Annotated in this window: 19 protein-coding genes and 1 pseudogene; 15 read left to right on the top strand and 5 right to left on the bottom strand. The window is 65.2% G+C overall.

Features of this window, described 5'->3' with window-relative positions; all coding sequences use genetic code 11:
- Positions 1–153 precede the first annotated feature (153 nt).
- The 12 genes and pseudogenes from AB0Y14_RS01305 (at position 154) to AB0Y14_RS01250 (ending at position 15,305) form a co-directional block, all read left to right on the top strand.
- Entirely contained in the window at positions 154–1,548 is a 1,395-nt protein-coding gene (locus AB0Y14_RS01305) for an NAD-dependent malic enzyme (RefSeq protein ID WP_436587499.1), read from the top strand.
- A gap of 37 nt (positions 1,549–1,585) precedes the next feature.
- A complete protein-coding gene (gene aceB, locus AB0Y14_RS01300) occupies positions 1,586–3,193 on the top strand; it encodes a malate synthase A (RefSeq protein WP_436587498.1) in 1,608 nt (535 codons plus the stop codon).
- Positions 3,190–4,584 carry a DUF6986 family protein gene (locus AB0Y14_RS01295; protein ID WP_436587497.1) on the top strand — a complete coding sequence of 465 codons (1,395 nt, stop codon included), beginning with the start codon at positions 3,190–3,192 and terminating at the stop codon, positions 4,582–4,584. The genes aceB and AB0Y14_RS01295 overlap by 4 nt, the downstream gene beginning before the upstream one ends.
- Positions 4,581–5,423: a bifunctional allantoicase/(S)-ureidoglycine aminohydrolase gene (locus tag AB0Y14_RS01290; protein WP_436587496.1), complete on the top strand. Its 843-nt coding sequence runs from the start codon at positions 4,581–4,583 to the stop codon at positions 5,421–5,423. Before AB0Y14_RS01295 ends, AB0Y14_RS01290 begins: the two co-directional genes overlap by 4 nt.
- Positions 5,424–6,320: 897 nt before the next feature.
- Positions 6,321–7,106: a hydroxypyruvate isomerase family protein gene (locus tag AB0Y14_RS01285; protein ID WP_436587495.1), complete on the top strand. Its 786-nt coding sequence runs from the start codon at positions 6,321–6,323 to the stop codon at positions 7,104–7,106.
- 31 nt (positions 7,107–7,137) lie between these two features.
- Positions 7,138–8,043, top strand: a pseudogene (locus AB0Y14_RS01280) (2-hydroxy-3-oxopropionate reductase); the annotation flags it as partial.
- Between the two features lie 54 nt (positions 8,044–8,097).
- On the top strand, positions 8,098–9,873 hold the full coding sequence (gene gcl, locus AB0Y14_RS01275; protein ID WP_436587494.1) for a glyoxylate carboligase: 1,776 nt from the start codon (positions 8,098–8,100) through the stop codon (positions 9,871–9,873).
- Between the two features lie 89 nt (positions 9,874–9,962).
- Positions 9,963–11,162, top strand: coding sequence for a glycerate kinase (locus tag AB0Y14_RS01270; protein ID WP_436587493.1), 1,200 nt, complete (start codon positions 9,963–9,965; stop codon positions 11,160–11,162).
- A gap of 532 nt (positions 11,163–11,694) precedes the next feature.
- On the top strand, positions 11,695–13,014 hold the full coding sequence (gene allB / locus AB0Y14_RS01265; protein WP_436588788.1) for an allantoinase AllB: 1,320 nt from the start codon (positions 11,695–11,697) through the stop codon (positions 13,012–13,014).
- A gap of 71 nt (positions 13,015–13,085) precedes the next feature.
- Positions 13,086–13,547 carry a peroxiredoxin gene (locus AB0Y14_RS01260; protein WP_436587492.1) on the top strand — a complete coding sequence of 154 codons (462 nt, stop codon included), beginning with the start codon at positions 13,086–13,088 and terminating at the stop codon, positions 13,545–13,547.
- Between the two features lie 53 nt (positions 13,548–13,600).
- Positions 13,601–14,434, top strand: coding sequence for an arylamine N-acetyltransferase family protein (locus AB0Y14_RS01255; protein WP_436587491.1), 834 nt, complete (start codon positions 13,601–13,603; stop codon positions 14,432–14,434).
- 553 nt (positions 14,435–14,987) lie between these two features.
- Entirely contained in the window at positions 14,988–15,305 is a 318-nt protein-coding gene (locus tag AB0Y14_RS01250) for a hypothetical protein (RefSeq protein ID WP_436587490.1), read from the top strand.
- Between the two features lie 5 nt (positions 15,306–15,310).
- Here AB0Y14_RS01250 and AB0Y14_RS01245 read toward each other — a convergent pair whose 3' ends face one another.
- Together AB0Y14_RS01245 and AB0Y14_RS01240 are read right to left on the bottom strand one after the other, a co-directional pair.
- A complete protein-coding gene (locus AB0Y14_RS01245) occupies positions 15,311–16,618 on the bottom strand; it encodes a permease (protein WP_436587489.1) in 1,308 nt (435 codons plus the stop codon).
- Complete coding sequence (locus AB0Y14_RS01240) at positions 16,615–17,331, bottom strand: ABC transporter ATP-binding protein (protein ID WP_436587488.1); 717 nt, start codon at positions 17,329–17,331, stop codon at positions 16,615–16,617. Before AB0Y14_RS01240 ends, AB0Y14_RS01245 begins: the two co-directional genes overlap by 4 nt.
- A gap of 172 nt (positions 17,332–17,503) precedes the next feature.
- Between AB0Y14_RS01240 and AB0Y14_RS01235 the strand changes: the two genes are divergently transcribed.
- Positions 17,504–18,058: a hypothetical protein gene (locus AB0Y14_RS01235; RefSeq protein ID WP_436587487.1), complete on the top strand. Its 555-nt coding sequence runs from the start codon at positions 17,504–17,506 to the stop codon at positions 18,056–18,058.
- 66 nt (positions 18,059–18,124) lie between these two features.
- Here AB0Y14_RS01235 and aspS read toward each other — a convergent pair whose 3' ends face one another.
- A complete protein-coding gene (gene aspS, locus AB0Y14_RS01230) occupies positions 18,125–19,936 on the bottom strand; it encodes an aspartate--tRNA ligase (RefSeq protein WP_436587486.1) in 1,812 nt (603 codons plus the stop codon).
- A 110-nt stretch (positions 19,937–20,046) separates the two neighbouring features.
- On the bottom strand, positions 20,047–21,393 hold the full coding sequence (hisS, locus tag AB0Y14_RS01225) for a histidine--tRNA ligase (RefSeq protein ID WP_436587485.1): 1,347 nt from the start codon (positions 21,391–21,393) through the stop codon (positions 20,047–20,049).
- Between the two features lie 264 nt (positions 21,394–21,657).
- Between hisS and AB0Y14_RS01220 the strand changes: the two genes are divergently transcribed.
- The gene (locus AB0Y14_RS01220; RefSeq protein WP_436587484.1) at positions 21,658–22,992 is read left to right on the top strand and encodes a DUF349 domain-containing protein; all 1,335 of its coding nucleotides are present in this window, start codon (positions 21,658–21,660) and stop codon (positions 22,990–22,992) included.
- Positions 22,993–23,152: 160 nt separating this feature from the next.
- On the top strand, positions 23,153–23,860 hold the full coding sequence (locus tag AB0Y14_RS01215; RefSeq protein WP_436587483.1) for a hypothetical protein: 708 nt from the start codon (positions 23,153–23,155) through the stop codon (positions 23,858–23,860).
- Here AB0Y14_RS01215 and AB0Y14_RS01210 read toward each other — a convergent pair.
- The gene (locus AB0Y14_RS01210; protein WP_436587482.1) at positions 23,817–26,204 is read right to left on the bottom strand and encodes a RelA/SpoT family protein; all 2,388 of its coding nucleotides are present in this window, start codon (positions 26,202–26,204) and stop codon (positions 23,817–23,819) included. The two genes, AB0Y14_RS01215 and AB0Y14_RS01210, sit on opposite strands and share 44 nt — an antisense overlap.
- Positions 26,205–26,696 lie beyond the last annotated feature (492 nt).

The following is a 26,696-nucleotide window of genomic DNA, read 5'->3' as shown; positions in this document are numbered from 1 at the left end:
ATCCGAGATCGGCAACCCGAGAATCATATTTCAGAAACTCTTGTCATGTGTTGCATACTACATTTAGAATTCACTAAATGGAATTGTTTTTCCACAATACGGATTCCGCGGAGGGTGCGTCATCCTCCGCTTCACGGAAGGAAACATACGCCCATGCCCAATCCCAGCCCCGGATATTCCATGGTTCTGCGCATCGAGGCGCCCGCATCGTTCACGTCAACGAGTGAGATCACCACCGCGGCATCGGGCGCCGGCGCCCAGGTGACCGCCCTCGACGTCGTGGAGTCCCACGCCGAAAGTGTGATCGTTGACATCAGTTGCAACGTGTCCAACGCAGAACACCGCGATGAAGTCCTGGACGCGATCAATGCTCTCGACGGCGTCGCCGTCCACCACATCTCCGACCGAACCTTCCTGATCCACCTCGGCGGCAAGATCGAGGTCACGCCCCGAGTCTCCCTGCGAAACCGTGATGATTTGTCCCGCGCCTATACCCCCGGCGTCGCTCGCGTCTGCACCGCCATCCACGAGAATCCGGACGACGCTCGGCGTCTCACGATCAAGCGGAACACGGTCGCTGTGGTCACGGACGGAACCGCTGTTCTGGGCCTCGGCGACATCGGGCCTGCCGCCGCGCTGCCCGTTATGGAAGGCAAGGCGGCACTTTTCAAAGCCTTTGCCGAAGTCGACGCCTGGCCCGTCTGCCTCGACACCACGGACACGGAGGAAATCATCCGGACCGTCAAGGCACTCGCCCCGGTCTACGGCGGCGTGAACCTCGAGGACATCGCTGCGCCGCGCTGCTTCGAGATCGAGGCCCGTTTGCGGGAGGAACTCGATATCCCGGTGTTCCACGACGACCAGCACGGCACGGCGATCGTCACGCTCGCCGCGCTCTACAACGCGTTGCGCGAGGTCGGGAAGAACGTCGGGGACGTCAAGGTCGTCGTCTCAGGCGTCGGTGCCGCCGGCAATGCGATCGTGCAGCTGCTCCTGGCCAACGGTGTGGCCAACGTGATCGCGTGCTCTCGCCACGGAGCCATCCACGCTGGCGAGACCTACACGGACCCGCACCGTCAATGGCTCGCCGAAAACACCAACAAGAACAATTTCAGCGGATCGCTCCGAGATGCCGTCGAAGGAGCGGACGTCTTCATCGGCGTGTCAGCGCCCAACCTGCTCTCCGGCGAGGACATCGCGACGATGGCCGACGACGCCGTCGTCTTTGCCATGGCCAACCCGGACCCCGAGGTTGATCCCGTCGAGGCCGCCAAGCACGCCGCCGTCGTGGCGACCGGGCGCAGCGACTACCCGAATCAGATCAACAACGTCCTGGCCTTCCCAGGCCTCTTCCGCGGCCTGCTCGACGCCGGGGCGACCGACATTACCGAGGACATGTTGGTCGCCGCCGCGCAGGCCATCGCCGACTGCGTGGACGACGAGGAACGGAATCCGAACTTCATCGTTCCCAGCGTCTTCGATCCCGCGGTCTCCCAGGCCGTCGCCGACGCCGTCGAGACGACCGCCCGCTCCCAGTCACGGCGCTGAAGACCAAGCGCAACCAACCACAGATCAGGAGGTCATCATGACCATCTCCCACAGCACACCGGACAACCTTCCCGTTGCGGACGAGATCCTCACCGACGAGGCCCTCGCCTTCGTCGAAGCCTTGCACCAGGAGTTCGCCGACCGCCGCAACGAGCTTCTGGACCAGAGGGAGGTCCAGAGACGGAAGGCGGTGGAGCAGGGAACGCTCGACTTCCTCCCGGAGACCAGGAGCGTGCGGGAGAGCGATTGGACGGTGGCACCTGCCCCGGAGGCGCTCCGTGACCGCAGGGTCGAGATGACAGGCCCGGCGTCCCCACCGAACATGGCCATTAACGCCCTGAATTCGGGCGCCAAGGTCTGGCTCGCGGACCTCGAGGACGCCGCCAGCCCGAGCTGGTACAACCAGGTCGAGTCCGTCGCCAACCTGCGCGCTGCCGCCCGAGGGTCCCTCCGGTACACCTCGGCCAAGGGCAAGGAATACGCGCTGCGCGAGGACGGGCCGCGGGCGGTCGTCGTCGTCCGGCCTCGCGGTTGGCACCTTCCCGAAAACAACATTACGGTCGACGGCAGAACCGGAATCGGCGCCCTGACCGATTTCGGGCTGCACTTCTTCCACACCGCTCAACAATTGCTCGACAACGGCGAGGGCCCCTATTACTACCTGCCCAAGATGGAGTCCTACCTCGAGGCTCGCCTCTGGGACGACGTCTTCACCTTCGCCGAGAAATATTTGGGGATCGACCATGGGACCATCCGGGCCACGGTGCTCATCGAGACCATTCCGGCAGCATTCCAAATGGACGAGATCCTCTACGAATTGCGCGACCACGCATCAGGATTGAATGCCGGCCGGTGGGACTACCTGTTCTCGATCATCAAGTACTTCCGGGACGCCGGCGAGAAGTTCATCCTCGCCGATCGCTCCTCGGTGACCATGACCTCGCCTTTGATGAGGGCCTACACGGATCTGCTCGTGCAGACCTGCCACAAGCGCAACGCCTTTGCGATGGGCGGTATGGCGGCCTTCATTCCTTCGCGCAAGGATGAAGAGGTCAATCGCGCGGCCTTCGACAAGGTGCGCAGTGACAAGACCCGGGAAGCGGGTGACGGTTTCGACGGTTCGTGGGTCGCCCACCCGGACCTGGTTCCGGTGTGCAGGGAGGTCTTCGATGACGTCCTGGGCGATCGTCCCAATCAGGTCGACCGTCAGCGGCCGGATGTCGAGGTTACCGCGGACCAACTGCTCGATGTCCCCTCCGCCGGGAACACCCGTACGGAGGCGGAGTTGAACGACAACCTGTACGTCGCGATCAAGTACATCGCCGTCTGGCTGTCCGGGAACGGCGCCGTCGCGATCCACAATTTGATGGAGGACGCGGCCACCGCGGAGATCTCACGGTCACAGGTCTGGCAGCAGATCAAGAATTCGGTGGTCTACTCGGACACCGGGAACACCGCGACGCGGGAACTCGTCTCGGACGCGCTCGACCGACAGCTCGAGGTGCTCCGGGGAGAGATCGACGCCGAGAACTTCGAGAAGTGGTTCGTTCCGGCGGGCCGGCTGATCGCTGACATGGTTCTGCGCGAGGACTACCCCGACTTCCTGACTCTGCCCGCATACGAATTGATGGAGGGATCGGCGTGAGCCGGCCCGTTGCCGTGCAGGACGCGGCGGTGGGAACCGAGAAGGACACCTGCAGAGGAAGTCTGCCCGGAGAATTCGCCGCCCGAGCCGATCGGTTGCTGGCGGGGACGGACGCCGACCTCGAACGGTTCTTTCCGGGAGACAACGGCAGACGACAACCCGTGCACACGTGCTACGTCCCCGCCGACCTGGTTACCGAACGGACGCCGGCAGAGTGGGGCCGGGCGGCCCTCGACGCCGCCGAGGCCGCGGGTGGCCTGGGCGTCCTGGCCGAACTCGCCGAGATCGATCGAGAGGGTTCCGACGACGTCGTCGACCGTGTGGCCGAGAAACTGCGTACGGAGCCCATCGAGGATCTGCGCCTGGACCTGGAAGACGGCTTCGGGCTCCGCTCTGATGCGGAGGAGGACGACGCCGCTGTCGAAGCGGCACACACGGTGGCCGCCTTTGCCCTCAACAGGCACCACGGGCTTTCCCCGGCCCCGGCCTGCGCGGGCATCCGGTTCAAGAGCTTCGAGGCGTCGACGCGCCGCCGGGGTCTCCGGTCGCTGGATCTGTTCCTCACCACGTTGGTGCGCAAGGGCGGCCTCGCAGAGGCAGGTGTCAGCGCGGACGGTCTTCCTCCCGGGATGGTCCTGACCCTGCCCAAGGTCTCCGATACGGATCAGGTACGGGTCATGGTCGAGGCCTGCCGCGCTCTCGAGAACGCCCTCGGTCTGCCCCTCGGGCGGCTCGAATTCGAGATTCAGATGGAAACGGCCCCCATGATCCTGGGTCTGGACGGAACCTGTCCGATTCCGGGGATGCTCCGGGCCGCCGAAGGCCGAGTATCCTCTCTGCACTACGGCACGTACGACTACTCGGCGTCGCTCGGAATCTCCGGGGAATTCCAGTCCCTGGAGCACCCGGCCGCCGACCACGCGAAGAGCGTCATGCAGGTCGCGGTCGCCGGGACGGGGGTGCACCTGTCGGACGGTTCTACCAATCAGCTTCCCGTCGGGGACGCGGACCAGCGGTCGAGAACCTGGGCGCTGCACGCGCGACTGGTGCGCCGTTCCCTGCGTCGAGGCATCTATCAGGGCTGGGACCTGCATGCTCATCAGCTCGCGACCCGTTACCTCGCGACCTATGACTTCTACCGACGTGCATTCCCCGATGCGGCCCGTCGACTCTTGGCCTACTCGGGTCGTTCCGTTCCGGGCATCGAGGCTGCGGATGTGGCGGACGAGCCGGCCACGGCCCGCGCCCTGGCCGTGTACTTGCACCGCGGGCTCCTTTGCGGGGCCGTGACCGAGGACGACCTGGCCGGCGCCGGACTGGATCGACAAACCGTCCGCTCCGTGGCGATGCCGGGGCCCGCAGCACCACCGACGACAGGAGAAACACCATGAGCGATCACACCTATTGGGCCACCCACGGCGGCCATCCCCCGCAGACCGATCTGCTCACCGATCGTGCGCTCTTCCGCGAGGCCTATGCCGTCATCCCCCGCGGGACCCAGCGGGATATCGTGGCCTCCGTCCTGCCCTTTTGGGAACACACCCGACTCTGGGTGCTCGCGCGCCCGCTGACCGGGTTCGCAGAGACCTTCTCCCAGTACATGGTCGAGGTTTCCCCAGGCGGGGGCTCGGACAGGCCGGAAGAGGATCCGGACGCCGAAGCCGTCCTGTTCCTGCTCGAGGGCGCGCTCGATCTGACCCTCGACGGACAGACCCATCGGCTGACGGACGGAGGATACGCATTTCTGGCCCCTGGTGCCGACTGGTCTGCGCACAACCACGAGCAGTCACCCGCACGGTTCATGTGGATCAGGAAAAGGTACCAGGAGGTACCAGGGCTTGATCGCCCCGCGTCCTTCGTCACGAGCGACCGGGACATCGAGCCCACGCCCATGCCGGAGACGGAGGGCCGATGGGCGACGACACGCTTCGTCGACCCCGAGGACCTCCGGCACGACATGCACGTGACCGTGGTGACCTTCCAACCCGGCGGCATCATCCCCTTCGCGGAAACCCACGTGATGGAGCACGGCCTCTATGTCCTTGAAGGCCAGGCCGTCTATCGACTCAATGAGGACTGGGTCGAGGTCCAGGAAGGCGACTTCATGTGGCTGAGGGCGTTCTGCCCTCAGGCCTGCTACGCCGGTGGGCCCAAACCTTTCCGCTACCTGCTCTACAAGGACGTCAACCGGCACGCACCCCTGGCCCTCGGGGGCCACGCCCGCGGCTGAGTCAAGGGGTCGGGGGCCGGGGCTGAGCGCGCGTGCGGCCGGCTCGGGGCCGGCGTCGGACGTGATTGCGGCCGGTTCGGGAGTCGGGCGTGCGTGCGGCTGCTGTGTCGGGGCTTGAACGTGGTCACGGCTGGCTCGGTTCACTTTTCGGCTTGAACCGTCCCCGAAGTGCGGCTGGTTCGGAGTCAGGTCCGCAGTTGATCGACATCTGAGCCTTTTCTCGATTGCCACCGGACTTGGTCCGGTTTGCCCTAGTCAGCGGTGCCTAGCACGCCGCGCGAGACATGATGGACGTTTTGGCTCCGCATCGTACGGGCCAAGACACCACTCTCTTGGCGAGCACGCGAGCCGTAACCCTCGGACCAGGCAACCACGCAGGCTACCGGGCCGCGCAGGCTCTGGGGCCGCGCAGGCTCTGGGGCCCGCGCGTTGTGTGCCGGTTACCCGATTCAGAGCCGGTTACCCCTCGCTGGAGGGGTTTCAACCACCTCCTAACTTGGGGAAATGCCTCCCAATCGGACAAACGCCACCCATTGGGACCCCGCACGCCCCCGACATCGCCACTCGCCCCCTCCAGGTGGCAATCCCGTGCAGCTTTGACCGCGAGGTGGCGGGTTTGTGCGTTTCGGGCCGAAATTCCGCACGATACTGCCACGTCGCCGCCGCAGACGTGCCCCGGCCCGTGCCTCGACCGCCGCCATGGCGCACGCGGCCCGCGCCGGTCCCAGCGCCAGCCCACCCGCCACCACGAACCACGATCCACCGGGCAGGGAGCGCCGAATTTCATGGTTGACGCACATCACAACCTCACCTAGTGTTTTCATAGAACAGAAGTTGGCTTCCGCATCCCGAAATTTATAGAGGTCGGGACACGCAACCGCACACAGGAGGAACACCGTGAGCTACACCGTCAACGCCTCGATCTTGCTGACAGACCGCCCCGTCGATGAGCGCCCACAGGCCGTGGCGGACGCCGGGTTCACTCGAGCAGAGTTCTGGTGGCCCTTTCAGACGCCGACCCCATCCGACGTCGAAATTGAGGCCTTCGTGAGCGCCCTCGATGACGCAGGCGTGCAGCTGACCGGGTTGAACTTCTACGCAGGCGATATGCCCGGCGGGGAACGCGGGGTCCTGTCCCAGGAGTCCCGCTCGGAGGAATTCCGCGCCAACATCGACCCCGTCCTCAAGATCGCCCGCGCGACCGGTTGCAAGGCCTTCAATGCGCTCTACGGCAACCGCGTGGACGGAGAGAACCCCGCGGCCCAGGACCGCTTGGCCGTCGAGAACCTGCGTCGGGCGGCAGACGCCGTCGCCGCCGTTGACGGCGTCGTCCTGGTCGAGCCGGTTTCGGGTACCGAAGCCTACCCGCTGAAGACCGCGGCGGACGCCCTGTCCGTCATCGCCAAAGTCGACCGGGACAACGTCAAACTGCTCGCCGACTTCTATCATTTGGCGGCCAACGGCGACGACGTCGCTCGCGTGGTCGAAGAGCACGCCGCCGATTTCGGCCACATCCAGATTGCGGACCACCCGGGCCGCAACGAGCCGGGAACCGGCGACCTTCCCCTCGAGCAATGGATCAATCGTTCCGAGGAACTGGGGTACCAGGGCGTGATCGGTCTCGAGTACAAGGCCTCGCAGGAAGACCCGTTCGCGTGGCTTCCCCGCGAACGCCGGGCCTGAACGACCCAAGCACTACCGAGAAAAAACAGTAAGAACTCATAAGGAGAAGGACATGACCAGGATCGCAGTCATCGGATTGGGAATCATGGGACTGCCCATGGCAAAGGACCTCGTCGCGGCGGGCCACGACGTCGTCGGCTACAACCGCTCGCCGGAGAAGGCGCAGACGCTCGCCGAGGCCGGCGGAACCGCGGCCGATTCCGTGGCCGACGCCGTGAAGGGCGCCGAGGCCATCATCACCATGGTCCCGGACTCCCCCGACGTCCAGGCCGTGGTCGAGGGCGACGACGGTGTCTTCGCGAACGCCGAAAACGGCGCGCTCTGGATCGACGCCTCCACGATTCGACCCGATATTGCCGGCGAACTGGCCGAGGCGGCCCGCAAGGCCGGGTTGCGCCCCTTGGATGCCCCGGTATCCGGCGGCGAACAAGGCGCGATCGACGGCGTCCTGTCCATCATGGTCGGCGGCGAGAACGCAGACTTCGAGGCCGCCAAGGACGTGTTGGACGTCGTCGGCTCGACGATCGTGCACGTCGGCCCCTCCGGCTCGGGCCAGACCGTCAAGGCGGCCAACCAACTCATCGTTGCGGGAAACATCGAGCTTCTGGCCGAGGCGGTCGTGTTCCTCGAGGCCTATGGAGTCGACACTGACGCAGCACTCAAGGTCCTCGGTGGCGGACTGGCCGGGTCCAAGGTTCTGGACCAGAAGGGCCAGAAGATGCTCGACCGCAATTTCGATCCCGGTTTCCGGCTCGCGCTGCACAACAAGGACATGGGGATCGTCACCGCCGCGGCCAGGGAGGCCGGCGTGACTATTCCGTTGGGCGGCCTGGTGGCCCAGTTGGTCTCGGCCCTCGTGGCCCGTGGCGACGGCGGCCTGGATCACTCCGGGCTGTTCAAGCTGGCCCAGGACCTCTCCGGAACCGACCAGAAGTAGGGACGTCGAGCCCGCGCGCAGCCACGGAGCGGACCCGAAGACAAGGAGAACATCATGAGCAAGATGCGCACAGTCGAGGCCATCGTGGCGATCCTCGAGAAGGAAGGGGCAACCGAGGCCTTCGGATTGCCCGGTGCCGCTATCAACCCGCTCTATTCGGCCATGAGAGCCCATGGCGGCATCCGCCACACGCTGGCCCGTCACGTCGAAGGCGCCTCGCACATGGCCGAGGGCTACACCAGGGCGGCTCCGGGCAACATCGGCGTCTGCATCGGTACGTCCGGGCCCGCCGGCACCGACATGATCACGGGCATGTATTCGGCCTCCGCCGACTCCATCCCGATCCTCTGCATCACGGGTCAGGCTCCGGTGGCGAAACTCCACAAGGAGGACTTCCAGGCCGTCGACATCTCGTCGATCGCCGAGCCGGTCACCAAGATGGCCATGACGGTCCTGGAGCCCGGCCAAATTCCCGGCGCCTTCCAGAAGGCCTTCTACCTCATGCGTTCCGGACGTCCCGGACCGGTTCTCTTGGACCTGCCACTCGACGTCCAGCAGGCGGAGATCGAGTTCGACATCGATCTGTACGAGCCGATGGTGGTTCCGCGGCCCTCGGCGAGCCGCGCCCAGGCCGAAAAGGTCCTGGACATGCTGTTCTCAGCCGAGCGCCCCCTGATCGTGGCCGGCGGCGGAGTCATCAATGCGGACGCGTCGGACCAGCTGGTCGAACTGGCGGAGCTGCTGAGTGTCCCCGTGGTCCCCACGCTGATGGGATGGGGCACGCTTCCGGACGATCATCCGCTCATGGCGGGCATGGTCGGCATCCAGACCTCGCACCGGTACGCCAACGAGACGTTCCTCGAATCCGATTTCGTCCTGGGGATCGGCAACCGGTGGGCCAACCGCCACACCGGGTCGATCGACAAGTACCGGGAAGGCCGGACGTTCGTGCACATCGACGTCGACCCGACCCAGATCGGCCGGGTCTTCTCCCCCGACTTGGGCATCGCCTCCGATGCGGGCGCGGCCCTCGACATGCTTCTCGAGGTCGCGCACGAACGCAAGGAAGGCTTCTCGGTTCCGGACTACGGCATCTGGGCCAAGGAGTGCGCGCACCGCAAGGGCCTCATGCAGCGCAAGACGCACTTCACCGAAACCCCGATCAAACCCCAGAGGGTGTACGAGGAGATGAATTCGGTCTTCGGCGAAGACGTGACCTACGTTTCCACTATCGGTCTCTCACAGATCGCCGGAGCCCAGTTCATGCACGTGTACGGCCCTCGCCGGTGGATCAACGCTGGGCAGGCCGGCCCCTTGGGGTGGACGTGTCCCGCGGCCCTCGGCGTCGTCCGCGGTCAGCCTGGCCGCACCGTCGTCGCCCTGTCCGGGGACTACGACTTCCAGTTCATGATCGAGGAATTGGCTGTCGGGGCGCAGTTCAACCTTCCGTACGTGCACGTGGTCGTCAACAACTCGTATCTGGGGCTGATCCGTCAGTCGCAGCGGGGGTTCAAGATGGAGCAGGACGTCTCTCTGGCGTTCGACAACATCAATTCCCCGGAGACGCAGGGATACGGCGTCGATCACCTGAAGGTCGTGGAAGGGCTCGGCTGCAAGGCCATGCGCGTCACGGATCCGGAGAAACTCAACGAGACGCTGGCCTCGGCGAAGGCTCTGTCGCAGGAGCACCAGGTGCCCGTGGTGGTCGAGGCGGTTCTGGAGCGGATCACGAACATCTCGATGGGCACCGAATTGGACAATGTGACGGAGTTCGAGGCCCTGGCCGAGTCCGGCGACGACGCGCCGACCGCGATATCGGTCATGGACTGACCCCGGATCATCATCAATCACGGGACGTCGGGGCGGGCTCGCCTCCGAGCACCCCGACGTCCCACCGCACCGAGTCTTGGGAGGAAGCAGTGCGCATTGTGGTCGCACCGGACAAGTTCAAGGGGTCCGTGACGGCGCGCGAAGCGGCCGAGCACATGGGCGAGGGCATGCGACAAGCCCTCCCCGACGCCGACGTGATTCTCCTGCCCGTGGCCGACGGCGGCGAGGGCACCCTCGACGCCGCGGTCGAGGCCGGGTACGAGCGTCACGAGATGACCGTGACCGGCCCGGTCGGGCGGGCTGTGGACGCCGCATGGGCCCGGCACGGAACCGAGGCCGTGATCGAGATGTCCCTTGCTTCGGGGCTTGCGGCCCTTCCGCAGGATGCCGAGGGCGAGCCCGTACGGGCCCCATTGGATGCCACCAGCCGTGGCACGGGGGAACTAGTCCGCGCCGCGCTGGACGCCGGATGCACACGCATCGTTTTCGCCGTGGGCGGAAGCGCAACTACCGACGGTGGCGCCGGACTGATGGCGGCCTTGGGAGCTCGACTGTTGGATTCCGCGGGCCACGACCTTCCCGATGGTGGTGGGTCCCTGTCCAAGCTGGACAGGGTGGACGTCACCGGTATTCACCCCGGGATCGCCGAGGCCGAGTTCGTGCTTGCGGCCGACGTCGACAACCCGCTCACCGGCCCCCGTGGCGCGGCGACCGTGTTCGCTCCCCAGAAGGGAGCCACCGAGCGCGACGTCGCCCGGCTCGAATCGGGGCTCCTCCGCCTGCGGGACCGGCTCTCCTCCGCGCTCGGCAAATCTGCCCGACGCGCCGCGGATGCCGCGGGTGCGGGTGCTGCGGGCGGCACGGGCTACGCCGCTCTGGCGGTCCTCGGGGCGATCCGCCGGCCCGGTATCGACGTCGTCCTCGATCTGGTGTCGTTGCGGGAAGCCGTCGAGACCGCAGACCTGGTGGTCACGGGCGAGGGCAGCCTCGATGAGCAGAGCCTGGGCGGCAAGACGCCTCTCGGGGTGCTCTCGGTCGGCGATGCGGCCGACGTGCCGGTCGTTGTCGTCTGCGGCAGGACCACGCTCCCCTGGCCGCTCCTGCGAGACACGGGGTTCCGGGCCGTGTACGTGCTCTCTGCGCTGGTCGACGAGCCACACGATTCGATGCGAGAGGCTCCTCGCCTGCTTCGGGAGGTCGGCCGCTCCGTGGCACGGGAGCACGCGACCGACATGCCGTGGGCTTCGGACGACTCTCCCGAGCCCGATCATTCGACCACGTCACTGTGACGGGTATCATTCCCAGTCACGGAAGGAGACCATCATGAACGCCAAGAACGGTTCCAAGAATTCCGGTCCCACGGATCGCAACTCTTCCGGCCGCCGTGGCACGGGTGCATCGGGCGCGAAGGCTTCAGGACAGACCTCGGCCGAGGATTCGGCGACGCAGACCTCACGCGACTGGGCGGTCACGCCCGAGGACAACGCGAAGAAGGCGATGAGAACGGTGCGTTCGAAGGTCAAGGACTCTGCGTCAGCGCCGGAACCCGAGGACTCCCCGCACGAGACCGCACGGGACAATTCCCAGAGGTCCGCCGTCGAAGACCGTCAGTCCGAGATGGAATCCGCGCGTGCCGAGCAGCTTCGTCTGGCCGAACGCGCCAACGACCCGGAGCGCATCCGCGAACTCATCAGCACCTACGTCACGCGGTACGGCTCTGGGGACGACTCCGCGGACGCTTCTGCGGAGGGTTCCGCGCGAAACACCGGGGTTGCCGCGGGGGACGCCGGGTCTTCGGACCGTTCCACGGGTTTCGACCTCGTGGTCCGTGGCCGCCAAGTGTCCTGCGGCGACGACTTCTCCCCGCGCGAAGTGGCCGTCCGGAACGGGAAGATCGTGGCGATCGAACCGCTGGGCGCGAATCTCGAAGCCTCCCAGGTCGTGGATCTTGCCGATGACGAAACCCTGATCCCGGGCTTGGTGGACACGCACGTGCACGTCAACGAACCAGGTCGGACAGAGTGGGAAGGTTTCGCCAGCGCCACGCGGGCGGCGGCCGCAGGCGGCGTGACGACCATCGTGGACATGCCGCTGAATTCGGTTCCCGCCACGGTGAACGCCCCGGCCCTGGAGTACAAACGGTTGTTCGCGCGCAAGAACGCGTTCGTCGACGTGGGTTTCTGGGGTGGCGCGATTCCCGGAAATCAGAAGGATCTGCGCCCCCTTCACGACGACGGCGTCTTCGGGTTCAAATGTTTCCTGCTGCATTCCGGGGTGGATGAATTCCCGCACCTCGAGGCGGACGAGATGGAAGCGGACATGGCCGAGGTCAAGACCTTCGATTCGCTGATGATCGTCCATGCGGAAGATTCCCGCACCATTGACAAGGCTCCCAGCCCGAACGGTGACATCTACGACAGGTTCCTGAAATCCCGACCTCGCGGCGCCGAGAACATCGCGATCGCCGAGGTGATCGAAAGGACCCGGTGGACGGGCGCCCGATCGCACATCCTCCACGTCTCCTCCTCCGATGCCTTGCCGATGATCGCCACGGCCAAGCGCGACGGCCTCGACATCACGGTCGAGACCTGCCCTCATTACCTGACGCTGTTGTCCGAGGAGATTCCCGACGGCGCGACGGCGTTCAAGTGCTGCCCGCCCGTGCGCGAAGTCGACAACCGGGAGAAGCTGTGGGAGGGGCTGTTGGATGGGACCATCGACTTCATCGTCTCGGACCACTCCCCCTCGACGATCGAGCTCAAGGACGTGGGCAACGGGGACTTCGGTGTGGCCTGGGGCGGCGTCTCCTCCCTGCAACTCGGCCTGTCCCTGATATGGACCGAAGCCCGACGCCGCGGCATACCTTTGGGACGGGTCCTCGAATGGATGTCACGACGCCCGGCCGAACGCGTGGGTCTGCGCTCGAAGGGTCGTTTGTCCCTCGGGTACGACGCCGACTTCGCGATCTTCGCCGCGGACGAGAGCTTCGTGGTCGATGCCTCCCGGCTCAACCACAAGAACCCCATCACCCCTTATCAGGGCAAGGTCCTCTCCGGTAAGGTTCGCAAGACCTACGTCGGTGGCAAGCCCGTGGACTTCGAGACGCCCACGGGACGGTTGCTCGACCGAGGAACGGCCTGAGCCCGCACCCTGAAACGCTAGGGGGCGGCGGCGTCGTCCTCGGAATGTACGGACCAATCGAAGGAGTCTAAATGTCCAACGAACTCAGCACAGGCGATGTCGCACCCGCCGTCAATCTGACGGCACACGACGGCAGCACCGTCACCATCGGTGGCATGCACGACCAGGATTCTGTCGTGTACTTCTTTCCCAAGGCCTTCACCCCTGGTTGCACGACCGAAGCCTGCGATTTCCGAGACAACCTCTCCTCCTTGCCCGCCCAGGTTTACGGGGTCTCCGGCGACAGCCCTGAGGAACTGGCTCGTTTCGTTGAGGAATACGATTTGGCCTTCACCCTCCTCTCGGATCCCGATCACGCGGCCGCAAAGCAATGGGGCGCGTGGGGCGAGCGGACAATCAACGGCGAGACGTCGGAAGGCCCGTTGAGGTCGACTTTCGTGATCGACGCCGCCGGCACGGTTGCGCGCGCCGAGTACAACGTGAACGCCGAGGGCCACGTCGCGCAGCTCGCGTCGGAGCTGAACAGCCAGTAGTGGGGCGCGCGATCGTCCCTAGGGGCGCGGCCTCCGCGTGAGACGCTAGGAGCATGACTGTGCAGCAGGAGTCGCCGTGGGGCATCGATGAATACGATGTGTCGGAATACCTCCGATGCATCGGGCTGTCGGAAGCCATCCGTAGCGAACCGGGTGTGGAACTACTGCGCGACCTCCACCGAGCGCACGTTGAGACCTTGCCGTTCTCCAATGTGCAGATTCTCTTGGGTGATCATCCGGGCGTCTCCCCCACCAGCGTGCAAGCGTCCTTGGTCACCGACCATCGCGGGGGCTACTGCTTCGAACACGCCCAGTTGTTCTCCGGGGTCCTGGAACGCCTCGGCTTCGACGTGCGGCGCGCCCTCGGGAGGGTCGGTTCTCCCAACAACACCAGGACCCACATGACCGTTGTCGTGATGATCGACCAGGTCCAGTACCTGTGCGACCCGGGATTCGGTTTCAGCGTGCGTGAGCCGATGCCGTTAATCGACGGGCGACCCCATGTGGAAGGCGACCGCGAATTCACAGCGGTACGTCACACCGAGGCCGCAGCACAGGTCTGGGAGTTCCGGCGGGACGGCGAGCCGCAGCATTTCAGCGACAGCCTCCCGGTCGTACCGGTGGACGTGCACGCCGGGCATCTGACCACGTCCCGCGACGGGTTCGGGCCGTTCATGGATCACCTGATGGTCATGCGCCATACCGCTGGGGGCCACGTGACGGTCACGGAGGAAGCCCGGACGGTCCGGCAAGCGGGACGCCCGACCCGGAGGGAACGCCTGTCGCCCGAGGCCACGATCGACGCCGTCGAGGAACTCGGCGTGCATATATCTGACTCCGAAAGGGCGACCTTGATCGACCAGGTCGCAGACATGCGCCGCTCCTGATCCCGTCGCCCGCGTGGGCGTCCGTGTAGGTGGGGGGCCGTGTGGGGTGGGGGTTACGACGTGGGGCAGCATCCGGGGTTGGGTGGCGGTTGCCCGATTCGGTGGTTCTTCCCGCCGTTAGGTGGGGGTTACGACGTGGGGCAGCATCCGGGGTTAGGTGGCGGTTGCCCGATTCGGTGGTTCTTCCCGCCGTTAGGTGGGGGTTGAAGCGCCACCTAACGAGGGTCATCGCCTCTCAATCGGGTAACCGCCACCCAACGGCGCGCGGTTCGCCCGGCATCGGCCTTATGTCGGCCCAGGCCCGACTGCGCCCGGGCTCAGACTCTGCGCTCAGCCGTTCCGCCCGGTGCCCGGCGCCCGACTCACGCGACCTCCGACATCGTCCGGGCGAGCCCAGAGGTAGCCACCAATGCCCCACGAAGGACGTCGAACCGATATTTCCCCTGGTCACACGTTTCTCACAGCTCTTGAAAATTCGTAGGAATCAGCGTTCCATGGGCAATGAGGCCCGGGTCACCGGTCCTCGTCCAGGGCGGGCAAGGAGTTGATGAAAATGTCGTACAAAACCCAGCCCATTACCGAAACGATGCTGACCATTCCCCCTCGGTACGTGCAGAACGAGTCACAGTGGGCCCGTCAGATCTGCGTCCACCACCGGTGGAGACTCAGCACCGCCACGGGTGAAATCTTCGACGAAGACGGTCGGCTCCTGGCCGATTCCCTGCATTCCCTGACGCAGACCCTGGTGATCCTCGGTTGGATCGTCCCCAGGGAAGACGGGGAGCCCCAAGCCGGCATCGCATGGACGCGCATACCGGATGAGGCAGAGTCCGCCGTCGCGCGGCTCTTGGCGACCTCGACACCGCGATAGGCCGCCTATTCCTCGAGGGTTCGCCTGAGCACGGGCGTGGTCGACGCGCACGCGGCCCACACGGTGCAGATCCCGAAGACGACGGCAGCAGCGATGACTCCCATCGTGGCCGGTTGTGCGATGAGACCGGCTCCCACCAGCGGGAACAACGTCACCACGGCCACCACCCCGGAAATGATCACCACGAGCACCAGGGGCCGCATCACCGAGAGCCGGCGGACCCGTCCGAGACGGTCGATCGACATTCCCATGCGTGAGAGCGCCCGGTACATCTCCTGACGGTCGAGAACCTGCGCCGTCTGGTTGATGCCGACGGAGAAAGCGACCATGAGGAAAGACATCACCAGGGTCACGAGCACTCCGGTCCGGACGTCGTGAATCAGGACCAGGTCCTGGCGGTCGGCGTCGGCGGTGCTGCCAGCCATCGACATCGCGACGCCCGATCCCAGCATCACGGCCATGTACACGCTGAACGCGATGCTGCCGATCTGACGCCACATCTCCTGGGGCGACTCGAGGAGGTTTCTGGCAGCGATCAGGCGTTCGGCGCTGCGCGCGGTCTTGGCCTCGGCGGTCCCGATCCATTTCAGGACCAGGGGCCCCAAGAGGTTCACCGCGATCAGAGGGATCGACAGTGAAATGACGATGAACGCGAACACCATGGCTCCCCCGAGTCCCGAGGACACGGCCACGGAGCAGACCACCGCGACGAAGATGATCAGGCCGCCCGCGACCAGCCGGATCCAGCGCACCGTGCGGGGAAGTTCCCGCGAACGGACGCTCAGCGGGGTGATCTCGAGGCGGCTGAGCCCGCTCAGCGCGCTGACGAGGGCCAGGCCCAGAAGCAGCGCGCCGACCCCGAGCAGCCCCTCAAGCCCCAGCCACAGGCCTGAAGCCCCGATCGCGTGTCCAGTCAGGTGCACCAAACCGACCAGAGGGGTCAACAGACCGTAGAGTACGGCACCGAGGACAATGCCGGTCACGGCCAGCGTGCCCGATTCGATCAGTGACAGCGCCCTGAGCGTGAAGCCCGAGGCGCCGAGGAGGCGGAGGGTGGACAGGCGCCTTTCCCGCTGCCGGGCCATGAGTCGGGCCGCGGAGGACATGAGGGAGGTCATCGGGACGGCCAGCAGTACCGCAGCCAGGGCCGCGCAGAGCATGTAGAACAGCTGGTTGCGGCTCTCGTCGTGTAGCAGGAACGAGACACCGCCCACGACCGTGTAGGCCATGGCACTCGTGAGCATGAAGGCGACGACCGGAAGGGACCACGTGGCCGGGTCGGAGAAGGTTTTGCGAAGGAAGAGCAGATTCACCGCAGACCGCCTCCCAGACCGTCGTCGACAATACGACCGTCCTGAAGCCGAATGGTGCGAGCGCAACCGGCGGCCACCGCGGGGTCGTGGGTCACCACCACCAGGGAAGCTCCCCGCGAGACGGTGGCTTCGAGCAGCGCGTCCAGGACTCGTTGCGAGGTCTCCGTATCCAACGCGCCCGTCGGCTCGTCGGCGAACACGAGGTCCGGACGAGTGACCTGGGCACGGGCGATGGCAACACGTTGGGCTTGTCCACCGGAGAGCTGACCGGGGCGCCGGTCTTCCATACCGTGAAGGCCCAGGGCCGACAGCCAACGGCCGGCTTCGGTCTCCGCCTGTCTGCGGGGTGTTCCGGAGGTCATCATCGCCACCGCGACGTTCTCCAGCGCGGTGAGTTCCGGCAGAAGCAATCCTTCCTGGAAGACGAACCCGATGCGGTCCCTGCGCAATCGGGTTCTCTGGCTCGACGACAAGCCGGTGATATCGATTCCGGCGCTCGAAGCCGCGTCGTCGAGGATCACGGATCCTCGGTCCGCGCCGGAGATGCCGGACAGGACGTGCATCAGTGTGGACTTGCCGGAGCCAGAGGGTCCCATGATGGCCACGGATTCCCCATGTCCGATGGTGACTGACACGTCAGTCAGGGCGCTGGTGGTTCCGAATGCTTTGCTGAGCCCGTGGGCTCGGACGAGGTGAGTCGTTGTCGTTGTCATACTGAAAACGCTATGCGTCGCCGAAGCGCTGGGGATCAGTGCCAACGATGAATCCGAGGGTCCAGTGGGCACCCGGGCCCGCGGTAGAGCCAGGTATGCCTATAAGCTCGGTACCACGAAAAACTCGGCGAGGCAGGATCCTCGGCCTGGGGACCGTGGAAGGACGAGGGGCATGGCAAGAGCGCAGGCGGAGCGGACGTGGGACGAGTTCATGAGGACCGGGAGGGCAGTCATCCGAACGAGTCCCACCAAGGCTGTTCTCGCGACCGTGGGCCTGGGCCTGCTCGGGATCCTGGCGGGCGGCATGGCGTACAGCGACTTCGTGAAGAACGGTGTGGCGTCCTTCCAATTCTGGGGGTGCTGCCTCGTCGCCGCTCTTCTGGTCGTCGGAATGATCGCGACCATCCATCCGCTGGTCCGGCAACGGCGTCTCGTGCTTGAGGGCCCCGGATTCTTCGTGGAGTCACGCCGACACGGCGCGTGGCACGACGAGTTGCGAGTCAGGTGGGACAACGTCTGGAGCGTCGCGGCGCACAGCTCGTCCAATGGCGAGTCGACGACGACGCGGGCACGCGTCACGCTACGTCCAGGGACGCATCCCGAGGTCGGGGCCACCGCCGAACAGGGTTACGTGGACATGCCAACAGGTCTCGGGATCTCCGTCCGCCAACTCGCCGAGGTCATGGCCCGGATCGCGGCCCGAAGCACGGACCGGGACAGGACGTGACTCACCCTCGCACGGTGCGGAGAACAGGCCCCGCGGCCGATAGCCAGCGGGGCCTGGTGCAGCGGATTACTTGTTCTCGGCGCTCTGACCCTGGTCCGGTCCCTGCTTCTTCTCGCCGGTCTTGGCCGGCTTGGCGTCCACCCCGGTTTCCTTGCGCTGTTGGGCCGTAATCGGCGCCGGAGCCGCCGTGAGCGGATCGTAGCCGTTGCCGGTCTTCGGGAACGCGATCACGTCACGGATGGATTCCGAACCCGCCAGCAGGGCGACGACACGATCCCAACCGAAGGCGATCCCGCCGTGCGGGGGCGCTCCGTACTTGAAGGCCTCGAGCAGGAATCCGAATTTCTCGTCGGCTTCCTCCTGCGAAATGCCCATGACCTCGAAAACACGTTCCTGCACGTCGCGGCGGTGGATACGGATTGAGCCGCCACCGATTTCGTTGCCGTTGCACACAATGTCGTAGGCGTAGGCCAAGGCGGCTCCGGGATCTTCATCGAACGTGTCCATGAATTCGGGCTTCGGCGACGTGAACGCGTGGTGCACGGCCGTCCAGGCAGAGTTGCCCAGGGCGACGTCGCCCGAGTCCTCGGCGTCAGAGGCGGGTTCGAACATCGGTGCGTCGACGATCCACACGAAGGCCCAGTCGCCGTCCTTGATGAGGCCGGTCCGGCGCCCGATCTCGACACGGGCGGACCCCAGGAGGGCGCGGGAGGACTTGGCGTCACCGGCCGCGAAGAAGATGCAGTCGCCGGGCTTTGCCCCCGCTGCTTCTGCGAGCCCTTCGCGCTCGGTCTCGGTGATGTTCTTGGCCACGGGTCCGGTCAGGCTGCCGTCTTCCTGGACCAGAACGTAGGCGAGGCCCTTGGCCCCGCGTTGCTTGGCCCACTCCTGCCATGCGTCCAGCGTCCGGCGCGGCTGCGAAGCACCACCCGGCATCACCACGGAACCGACGTACGGTGCCTTGAAGACGCGGAAGGTCGTGTCGCGGAAGTAGTCCGTCAGTTCCGTCAATTCCAGACCGAAGCGAAGGTCCGGCTTGTCCGACCCGTATTTCTCCATGGATTCGCGATAGGTCATGCGGCGAATCGGGCGCGGGATCTCCACGTCGATCAGCTTCCACAGGGCCGCCACGATCTGTTCGCCCAGGTCGATGACGTCGTCCTCCTCCACGAAGGAGGCTTCGATGTCCAGCTGGGTGAATTCCGGCTGACGGTCGGCGCGGAAGTCCTCGTCCCTGTAGCAACGGGCGATCTGGAAGTACCGTTCGATCCCGCCCACCTGGAGAAGCTGCTTGAACAACTGCGGCGACTGCGGGAGGGCGTACCAGGACCCCGGTGCCAAGCGCGCGGGCACCACGAAATCACGTGCACCTTCAGGGGTCGACCGAGTCATCGTCGGCGTCTCCACCTCGAGGTACCCATCCTGGTGGAGCAGCTCCCGCACCACGCGGCTCGCTTCAGACCGCAACTTCATGGCGGCCGCCGGTGCCGGGCGGCGCAGGTCGAGGTAACGGTGCCGCAAACGGGCCTCTTCGCCGACCTCGACATGCTCGTCCACCTGGAACGGCAGCGGGGCGGAGGTGTTCAACACCTCTACCGAGTTGACCTCGACCTCGACCTCACCGGTCACCAGGTTGGGGTTGTCGTTCCCCTCGGGGCGACGCGAGACCACTCCCTCGACCTTGAGCACGTATTCGTTGCGCAACGCATCGAAATCTGCCTCATCGTGGAACACGCACTGGGTCACGCCCTCCCGGTCGCGCAAATCGACGAAGGCCACCCCTCCGTGATCGCGCCGGCGGGCAACCCAGCCGGCCAGGGTGACGGTTTCTCCGATGTTCTCGGCGGTCAATTCACCGAGCGTATGCGTGCGTAGCACTCACGGTCCTTTCGATGTGGCGGCGGGGTCCCGCCGTGCTGATTCTGTGCAGAGTCTACCTGCCCCGGCGAGGGCCAAGGATCGTTGTCCACAGCCGCGGCAGGGACGGTCTATTCCTCGGTGCCGTACACGCGAGGCCGTAGATCCTCCTCGGCGGGAGTCCAGGTCGAGGGGTCCGCGGCAACCTGCTCCCCCGAGCGGATGTCCTTGACCTCATGCGTGGTCGTGCCCGACTCGTCGGTCCCCAGGAACCAGACGAAGGGTATCCCCCGTCGGTCCGCGTACTTGATCTGCTTGCCGAATTTCGCGGCACTGGCAGAGACCTCGCAGGCGATGCCGCGATCCCTCAACTGATCGGCGACGTCCTGAGCCTCCGACCAGGCGTCGTCGTTCGTGAGGGCCACCAGAACCGCGGAGGGTACCGAACGAGTCGGTCGCGCCAGACCTTGCGAGAGCATCCGGGCAACGAGCCGGGTCACGCCGATGGAGAGACCGACCCCCGGGTAGGTTTTCTTGCCATTCGAGGCCAAGGACTCGTACCTGCCACCGGAGCAGATGGATCCGAGCTGTTCGTGACCGAGCAGGACGGTCTCGTAGACGGTTCCCGTGTAGTAGTCCAGCCCCCGAGCGATTGACAGGTCCGCGATGACCTTGCCGGGCGCGCGCTTCGACGCCTGCTCGATGACTTCGGTCAACTCCGTCAGCCCCTCCTCGAGCAGGTCGTCCTCGACGCCGAAAGAACGTACCCGGTCCGCGAAGGAGGTGTCCTCCGCTGTGATCGAGGCAAGGTCCAAGGCGGCTTGTGCCTGCTCGTCCGTGGCGCCGAGCTCGTCCTTGAGAAGCTGGGCCACGGCTTCGGGTCCGATCTTCTCCAACTTGTCGATCGAGCGCAGGACCCCTGCGGTATCGGTCAGTCCGATGCCACGGTAGAACCCCTCGGAGAGCTTCCTGTTGTTGACGCGGAGCCTGAATTCGGGCAACGGCAACTGAGAGAGCGCGTCCACCACGATCAGGGCGAGCTCGACGTCGTACCGGAACGGCAGCGTGCCTTCTCCGACGACGTCGATATCGGCCTGCGTGAATTCGCGGGCACGACCCTCCTGCGGCCGCTCGCCACGCCATGATTTCTGAATCTGATACCGCATGAACGGAAAGTTCAGATAGCCGGCATTCTCGACGACGTACCGGGCGAAGGGAACGGTCAGATCGAAGTGGAGTGCGAGCTTCTCGGCCTTCTTGCTGTCGGCGTCGTCCTGGAGTCGTGAGACCGCGTAGACCTCTTTGTCGATCTCGCCCTTCTGCAACAATTGCTCGACGGTTTCCACGGAGCGGGTCTCGATCGAGGAGAACCCGTGCAGTTCGAAGGTATGGCGCAGAACATCCAGGACATGGTTCTCTACCACCCGTTCCTCGGGCAGCAGTTCCGGAAAACCTGACAAGGACGCCTTGCGGGCCATGAGCCACTCCTCAAAGTCTTGCTTCTTGGGCGCGCGGGAGGCGCGCAAACACCTTCAAGCCTAAACCGTGGCCAGTCCCCAGGCGAACCGCGCGGACCGTGATCCCGGCCCCTTCCAGGGAAAACCGTTCATCTTTCCATGAAATACCCGGTTCACGTGACGCACGCCCCATATATATTGGAGTCCAGTGCCCGGTTCGTCCCGGGCGACGTCGACCATCGATACATGAGGCCGACAGGCCCTCCCACGGAAAGAGTTTCAGCGGTGACTGAGAAGAAGCCCGACGACAAGCCCACACCGGCCAACCTGCCGGGTTCCCCCATCGTTCCCAAACCCGCCGCACCCCCGGCAGCCCCGAGGCCGCTGGACGAGGCCAAGAAGTTCGGCTCGGTCGGGGCTGATGGCCACGTCTACGTCACGGTGCGCGGCGAGGACATTCCCGTGGGGGCGTTTCCCGAGGCCAGCGACGACGATGCCCTGACCTACTTCGCCCGAAAATTCTCCGAAACGGAGACTCAGATCGCTCTCCTCGAGAACCGTGTCTCCCAAGGCGCCGATGCGGCTTCGGTGGCACGCTCCGTCCGCTCCCTCAGGGAACAGGTCGAGGCACGCGGCATGGTCGGCGACATCGAGAACCTCGAGAAACGGCTCGATGACCTCGATGGCGCCGCCACCCGCCTGACCGAAGAGCAGAAGCACGAGGCCGAGGAAGCAAAACAGCGCGCGCATCAAGAACGTGAAGCCATCGTCAAAGCGGCGGAAGATGTGGCGGACCAGGATCCTTCCGAAACACATTGGAAGAACTCGAGCGCCCGGATGAACGACCTCTTCGATGCGTGGAAGGTCGCCCAGAAGGAACATCGCCTACCGAAATCGGTCGAGGATGCGCTCTGGAAGCGTTTCCGCACGGCCCGGTCCACGTTCGACAAGCACCGCCGCTCCTACTTCTCCCAACTGGACCAGAACAACGCCAAAGCGAAGAAGGCCAAGGAAGCGCTCATTGCTGAGGCCGAATCGTTGTCCGGGTCCACGGACTGGAGTGAAACGTCCGCCAAGTACCGGGACCTGATGGATCGCTGGAAGCAGGCGCCGCGGGCCTCGCGCAAGGAGGACGATGCGCTCTGGGCTCGCTTTCGCGCCGCCCAGGACGTCTTCTTCAACGCTCGGGCCGCCGCCAATGCCGAAACTGATCGCGAGTTCGCGGAAAATCTCAAGGTCAAGGAAGCGTTGCTCGAGAAGGCCCGCGCGATCCTGCCCGTCAAGGATCCGGGTGCGGCGAAAGCGCAGCTCGCTCCGATCCTGGACGAGTGGGATGCGGCTGGCATGGTTCCCCGCAATGACCTGCGGCGGATCGAGAATGAGCTCAAGAAGGTCCAGGATGCCATCTCCGAGGCGGAACAGGCCGAGTGGGAGCGGACCAATCCCGAAACCCGGGCCAGAGCCGATTCCATGGTCACCCAGCTCAGGGATGCCATTTCGGAGCTGGAGGAGGACCTTCGCAAGGCCGAGTCCGCGGGGGACGACAAAGCTGCCGCCAAGGCCCGGGAAGACCTCGACGCTCGTCGGGCCTGGTTGGATCAGCTTGACTCGGGCGCCTGACACCCGACCCTGACCCCGAGCCCCTGACTCGGTCGTCCGCAAGACCTTTCCGCCCGCGGCGAGGCTATTCGTTCCCTCCGAGGGGTACGGGTTCACAGAAGCTGTCCACAGATTCGGTGAATCCGCACCCCTCGGTCTGAGCATGAGGTCTCATGGACACATGCACCAACATCATTCTGCGGATCGGGCCTGCCGCCTCGACCCCGTGTCGCGTACGGCCGCTCATTACCGGGACCTCGGGTCCCCGCCGTCCTTGGTGATTGCCGGCCTCCACCTCACGGAGGCCGAGGCACTGCTCCTCACGGCGCGCGGGCTACTGGTTCCGCATGTTAACTCTGTGTACGGCAGCACGCCGCCCTGCCCCGAATCCCGCGCCACGGCGGCGGCACTGCACCTGCGGCCACTGAGCCGACAACGAGCAATACTCCACCGCCTGACCGCGGCCTGGATCTACGGGTGCGCTCCCCCGCCCGCGCTGCTCGAGTGCACGGCCTTTGGGCCATCCGGCCTCACCTTGGACCCGGTGGAATCCGCCTTCGTCCGCCACCGTTACACGACCTACACCACATACGAGGCCCTGCGCATCGGCCCCCTGAGAGTCACCACGCCCCTCCGTACATGTGTGGACCTTGCGGCCTTTGGCCAGGACAAACACGGCGACACCGCCCTGGCGACATTGCTGCGCGCGCCAGGGCTGGGTTGTGCTCCGGAGACGGTCTGTGCCGCCTTGGAAGCGGTTCCTCGTCTGGCGTTCCGAAAACGGGCCGTCAGGCGGGTTCACGCGCTGTCGGAAGGGCTACCGTGGGGCCACTGGGACCTCCGGCTCACTCCTGGCCCTGGGCCGACGGGGTCGGTCGGGACCCGGTGATCCGGTAGACGTCGTAGACGCCGTCGATGCCGCGCACCGTGTTGAGGACGTGGTCGAGGTACCTCGGATCGCCCATCTCGAAGGAGAAGCGCGAGATGGCGAGCCGGGAGACATTGGTATGCACATTGGCCGACAGGATGTTGACGTGGCTTTCCGAGAGGATCCGAGTCACGTCGGAAAGCAACGATTTCCTGTCGAGCGCCTCGACCTGGATTTCGACCAAGAACACGGATGATTTGGTCGGAGCCCACTGGACCTCGATCCGGCGAGGATCGTCCTGAGCCTGCCTCATGTTGGGACAATCCACGCGGTGCACCGAGATGCCGTTGCCGCGAGTCACGATGCCCATGATCTCGTCCGGGGGAACGGGAGTGCAGCACCGTGCCAATTTGGTGTAGACACCGTCGGCGCCGTCGACCACCACGCCCGAGTCCGCGTGCTTGGGCCGCGCGTGGGTCGTGATCGAGGTTTCTTCTTCGAGGTCGTCCTCGGCCTCGGATTCGCCTCCGAGGAGATCGACCAGACGGTCGATGACATCCTGAGCCTTGATCTGGCCCTCGCCCACGGCTTCGTACAACGCGGCGACGTCGTCCTTGTGCTGTTCCTCCGCGACGGACAGAAGGAGTTTGCTTGTCAGAAGCCGCTGGAGAGGCAGGCTGTGGCGCCGCATCGAGCGGGTCAAGTTGTCCTTGCCCTTTTCGATGGCTTCTTCGCGACGCTCCTTGGTCAGGTAGTGCCGGATCTTGGTGCGGGCCCGCGGGCTGGCCACGAATCTGAGCCAGTCCTCGCTCGGCCCGGCGTCCTCCGCCTTGGTCGTGAGGATTTCAATGCGATCACCGTGGTTGAGTTTCGAGGACAACGGAACGAGTTTTCCGTTGACCCGGGCGCCGATGGTGTGCTCGCCGACTTGTGTGTGGATCGCGTAGGCGAAGTCCACCGGGGTCGATCCCGCGGGCAAGGACAGCACATCGCCGGCCGGGGTGAAGACGAAGACCTCTTGGGCGTTGACCTCGTAGCGCAGGGAGTCCAGGAATTCGGAGGAATCGCGGGTCTCCGACTGCCAGGACATGAGCGACTGGAGCCACTTCAGCGCGTCGGCCGAATCCTCGGTACGCTGTCCGGCAGCCGATGCCTCGCCACGGGCCGCAGCCTTGTACTTCCAGTGCGCGGCGATACCGTACTCGGCCTTGCGGTGCATGTCGTGCGTCCGGATCTGGACCTCTACGGGTCGACCGGCCGGCCCGATCACCGCGGTGTGCAGGGACTGGTAGGTGTTGAATTTCGGAACGGCAATATAGTCCTTGAATCGTCCCGGGATCGGCTTCCAGACCTCGTGGATGGCGCCGAGCGCCGCATAGCAGTCCCGCACCGAGTCGACGAGAATCCGGATCGCGAGGAGATCGTAGATCTCATCGAATTCCTTATCGCGCAGAATCATCTTCTGGTAGATCGAGTAATAGTGCTTCGGTCGACCAGTCACCTCGCACGAGATGTTGGACTCCTGCAGTTCGTCCTTCACACCGGTGCGGATCTCTTGCAGCTGACGTTCCCGCTCCGGGGTCCTGTCCCCGACCATGCGCACGATCTCGTCGTAGATGCGAGGCTCCAGGGCCGCGAAAGACAAGTCCTCAAGTTCCCATTTGATCGTGTTGATGCCCAGGCGGTGGGCCAGCGGCGCGAAGATCTCGAGGGTCTCCTTCGCTTTGCGCGCGCTGGACTGCGCAGAGACGAAGCGCCAGGTCCTCGCGTTGTGGAGCCGGTCGGCCAACTTGATCACGAGCACCCGGATGTCCTTGGCCATCGCTATGACCATCTTGCGGACCGTTTCGGCCTGCGCGTGCTCCCCGTACTTGACCTTGTCCAGCTTGGTCACGCCGTCGACGAGCTCCGCGACCTCTTCCCCGAAGTCTTCGGTGAGCTCTTCGAGCGTGTACTCGGTGTCCTCGACGGTGTCGTGCAACAGGCCCGCAATGAGCGTGGCGCCGGAGGCCCCGAGCTCGGCGAGAATCGTGGTGACGGCGACGGGGTGCGTGATGTACGGATCGCCGCTCTTGCGCTTCTGTCCGGTGTGGTACTTGTCGGCGACGGCGAAGGCCCGCTCGATCGCAGCGAAATCTTCTTGGGGGTTGCTGGCCTTGACGGTCCTCAACAAGGGAACGAGGACAGGCGACACCGGTTTGGTCTTGCTCGCGGCCGAGGAATCTCCGGCGGTCACGGCAGGCTCCGCTCTCTCTGCGGCCGACACGGCGGCCGTCTTCGGGAAGGCACGACGTTCCGGCGTCCTCGTGGACGCTGAAATAACCCGATGGGTCCCGTGACTCTGCCGATCATCTGACGATGCCATGATGAACCTCCTGACCGTGTGATGGACCCAGTTTAGTCCCCCGCCGTCAATCCTCCGTTCCCTTGAGGTGGCAGGTTGGTGCACTCCACCCTGCCGAAGTGGCAACCCTTGAACCAAAATGACCACGGACACGTCCGGATCTACCGTCTCGGCTTCGTGATGTCCGGTCACTGCCATCTCGTCGTACGGCTTTCGTCGCACGGCTTTCGTCGCGCGGTTCGGCCGGGCGCGGGCCGACCGCGATGGGCATCGTGGCGGTCGCCGTCACACTCCGACTTATTCGGAAGGCGAAGTTTTTCGTCCTCGACCGCACGACGACGCCGCGAAAGTTTCTCACGTGCGATGAATGCCCAGATCAGTCCACTGTTCAATGAATCTGCCGGCACGCCGGGCGGCGCTTCGCGTCTCTCCGATCTGCGCGGACACGCCCTCAAATACTTTACTGATCAATTGAACCGGGGTGTCCAGGATTCTATTTTTGTGGATTGCCCC

Origin of the sequence: Rothia sp. HC945, from assembly GCF_051370785.1 — a bacterium.
Taxonomy (GTDB): Bacteria; Actinomycetota; Actinomycetes; order Actinomycetales; family Micrococcaceae; genus Rothia.
The sequence above is the reverse complement of the archived record's forward strand: the minus strand, read 5'-3'. Positions and strand labels throughout refer to the sequence as shown.

Bases quoted from the DNA above. Each gene is read 5' to 3' on its own strand.
- AB0Y14_RS01305 (WP_436587499.1), top strand. From the start codon at position 154: ATGCCCAATCCCAGCCCCGGATATTCCATGGTTCTGCGCATCGAGGCG.
- gcl (WP_436587494.1), top strand. From the start codon at position 8,098: ATGAGCAAGATGCGCACAGTCGAGGCCATCGTGGCGATCCTCGAGAAG.
- AB0Y14_RS01210 (WP_436587482.1), bottom strand. From the start codon at position 26,204: ATGGCATCGTCAGATGATCGGCAGAGTCACGGGACCCATCGGGTTATT.
- aceB (WP_436587498.1), top strand. From the start codon at position 1,586: ATGACCATCTCCCACAGCACACCGGACAACCTTCCCGTTGCGGACGAG.
- AB0Y14_RS01290 (WP_436587496.1), top strand. From the start codon at position 4,581: ATGAGCGATCACACCTATTGGGCCACCCACGGCGGCCATCCCCCGCAG.
- AB0Y14_RS01215 (WP_436587483.1), top strand. From the start codon at position 23,153: ATGCACCAACATCATTCTGCGGATCGGGCCTGCCGCCTCGACCCCGTG.
- AB0Y14_RS01235 (WP_436587487.1), top strand. From the start codon at position 17,504: ATGGCAAGAGCGCAGGCGGAGCGGACGTGGGACGAGTTCATGAGGACC.
- AB0Y14_RS01260 (WP_436587492.1), top strand. From the start codon at position 13,086: ATGTCCAACGAACTCAGCACAGGCGATGTCGCACCCGCCGTCAATCTG.
- hisS (WP_436587485.1), bottom strand. From the start codon at position 21,393: ATGGCCCGCAAGGCGTCCTTGTCAGGTTTTCCGGAACTGCTGCCCGAG.
- AB0Y14_RS01250 (WP_436587490.1), top strand. From the start codon at position 14,988: ATGTCGTACAAAACCCAGCCCATTACCGAAACGATGCTGACCATTCCC.
- AB0Y14_RS01255 (WP_436587491.1), top strand. From the start codon at position 13,601: ATGACTGTGCAGCAGGAGTCGCCGTGGGGCATCGATGAATACGATGTG.
- AB0Y14_RS01240 (WP_436587488.1), bottom strand. From the start codon at position 17,331: ATGACAACGACAACGACTCACCTCGTCCGAGCCCACGGGCTCAGCAAA.